2 protein-coding genes and 1 pseudogene are annotated in these 2,547 nt (G+C 31.5%); 2 read left to right on the top strand and 1 reads right to left on the bottom strand.

Going from position 1 to position 2,547, the window contains the following annotated elements; translation table 11 throughout:
- Positions 1–27 precede the first annotated feature (27 nt).
- Positions 28–1,398 carry a mechanosensitive ion channel family protein gene (locus CI949_RS19785; RefSeq protein ID WP_110300824.1) on the top strand — a complete coding sequence of 457 codons (1,371 nt, stop codon included), beginning with the start codon at positions 28–30 and terminating at the stop codon, positions 1,396–1,398.
- 13 nt (positions 1,399–1,411) lie between these two features.
- Positions 1,412–1,963, top strand: coding sequence for a DJ-1 family glyoxalase III (locus CI949_RS19780; protein WP_110300825.1), 552 nt, complete (start codon positions 1,412–1,414; stop codon positions 1,961–1,963).
- A 322-nt stretch (positions 1,964–2,285) separates the two neighbouring features.
- Here the strand turns inward: CI949_RS19780 and CI949_RS19775 are convergent.
- Positions 2,286–2,547, bottom strand: a pseudogene (locus CI949_RS19775) (alpha-glucan family phosphorylase); the annotation flags it as partial.

Genomic DNA, 2,547 nt, shown 5'->3' with positions numbered 1-2,547 from the left:
GATATGAGATAATAGTGAGGTGCTATAATGCTTGAAGATATAAAAATAGAAGAATATGGACAGCTTATTATAGATAAGGTTGAAAATTATCTGTTTGTATGGAGTAATTTAATTGAATTAGTAATTTTTATTTTTATGATAGCTGCTGCTTATTTTTTATCTAAAATTTTATATAAACATGTTGATGAATTATTAGATAAAATTAAAATTTTAAAAGAACGAAAAAAGATTAGAATAATTGATCAATTATTATTTCCTTTGATTTTAATGATTTTAATTGGGGTTTATTATGTAACTGCTGTCGCCTTTAATTTACCAGTTGTAATTATAAGTATTTTTGGGAACTTAGTATCAGCCTGGTTGGTAGTAAAAACTATTACTCTATTTTTTCCGAGAAATAAAATGTTTAGATTTTTATCAGCATTAATCTGGATAATAGCAGCATTAAGAATCTTAAATATATACCAGGAGACTGTAAATTTTTTAGAAAGTTTAGCGTTTAACAGCGGTAACTTAAGAATTTCATTATTATTAATAATGAAGGCAGTAATCATATTTAGTATTTTATTTTGGCTTGCTGGGAAGCTGAGTCGATTGGTAACAGGTCGAATAGATAAAAGTAATGATTTAACTCCTTCAGTTAAAGTATTATTAAACAAAATAGCTAAATTTTTAATTTTTACTTCAGCAATTTTATTTACACTCAGTGCTGTTGGAATTAACCTTAGTGCTTTTGCATTTCTTGGTGGTGCTATTGGTGTTGGTTTAGGTTTTGGTTTACAGAAGATAGTATCTAATTTTATTAGTGGGATTATTATTCTAGCTGATAAATCAATTAAACCTGGGGATGTAGTTGAAATTGGAGATGTTTATGGTTGGGTTAGAAAATTAGATACTCGCTTTGTTTCGGTTGTAACTCGTTCAGGTAAAGAATTTTTAATTCCAAATGAAGATTTTATTACAAAAGAAGTAATTAACTGGTCTTATAGTGATGAACTAGTTAGAGTAGATGCAGAAGTTGGGGTTTCCTATGATAGTGATTTAAGGCTGGTCCAGGAATTAATGATGAAAGCTATTGAGGAAAAGGATAGAATTTTAAATGAACCTGAATCAAATGTGCTTTTAATGGGATTTGGTGACAGCTCAGTTAATTTTGAAATCCGTTTTTGGATTAGTGATCCCAGGAATGGAATCCAGAATATTCGTAGTCAGGTTTTATTATCTATCTGGGATTATTTTAAAGAACATGAGATTGAAATTCCATTTCCACAAAGAGATTATCATTTAAAATCATTACCAGATGATTTAACAAAATATTTAAATAAAACTAAGACGATGGAAAAGAAAGAAGTTAAAGGTGAAGATAAAAAAGAGAGAGAAGACTCAAAAGAGAATTAAAGGAGGCTAATTTATGGCAAAGATTTTAATTCCGTTGGCTGAAGGATTTGAAGAAATTGAAGCAGTTACCAATATTGATGTTTTAAGACGAGCAGGACTTGATGTTATAACTGCAGGTATTGGAAGCAAAAAGATAGAAGGTGATCACGGAATAAAGGTTGAAGCTGATACTGTGATTTCTGAGATTGATGCTGCTGATTTAGGGGCTGTAGTTTTACCTGGTGGAATGCCTGGTGCTGCTAATTTACGTGACAGTAATAAACTGCGTAACATTATAAAAAAATTGAATGAAGAAAATAAATTATGTGCAGCAATTTGTGCGGCCCCAATTGTTTTTGAAGCAGCAGGAATCTTAGATGGAAGAAAAGCAACCAGTTATCCTGGTTATGATAAGGATATGACATCCTGTAACTACCAGGAGGATAGAGTTGTAATTGATGGTAATTTGATTACTGGTAGAGGAGCAGGTGTTGCCGTGGAATTTGCAATGACATTAGTTGAATATTTATTGGACAAGGAAACAAAAGAGGAGTTACAAAAATCAATGCTGGTTAAAAGTAATTAGCAATTTAGTCGAAATAGCCTAAAAGCAGATAAAATTAAGAAAAGCCTACCCGTTGTTTGGCTCACTGAGCTTTCATTTTATAACGAATAGTCAGCTCAGCATTAGGACATCGAGTCCGTCAGACAAGTTCGGGTAGGCCTTAATTTTAATGTTTCTAAATAAATATAAATAAAAAAAGAATTGGCATTTTAACCTAAATAGACTTAAATCTAAATAATAAGCGATGGTAGTTCCCATGTTTGAGCGAAGCGAGTTAGGAACTACAGCTTATTATTTATTAATGAAAGTCGTTATGAAGGTTATAGCCAATTCTTTTTATTATTTATTTATTATACATTTCAGCATAATATCTTTCTAACATTCTTTTAGCAGAGAATCTTTCATAAGTTGTAGCAATACTTTCCATCATCATATCTTTCCAGCGATCTTTATTGCCGTAGAAAGTAGGAACAACTTCATTTAATAAGACTCTGTAGAGTGCGTAAAGATCACTTTCATCCTGACCTTCACCTACATAACCGTCTCCAAACTGCCAACCATTAATTCCGTGCTCACAGCCTTCAACCCACCAGCCATCAAGAATA

Source organism: Halanaerobium sp., from assembly GCF_003070835.1.
This window is presented reverse-complemented; position numbering and strand designations above follow the sequence as displayed.

Bases quoted from the DNA above. Each gene is read 5' to 3' on its own strand.
- CI949_RS19785 (WP_110300824.1), top strand. From the start codon at position 28: ATGCTTGAAGATATAAAAATAGAAGAATATGGACAGCTTATTATAGAT.
- CI949_RS19780 (WP_110300825.1), top strand. From the start codon at position 1,412: ATGGCAAAGATTTTAATTCCGTTGGCTGAAGGATTTGAAGAAATTGAA.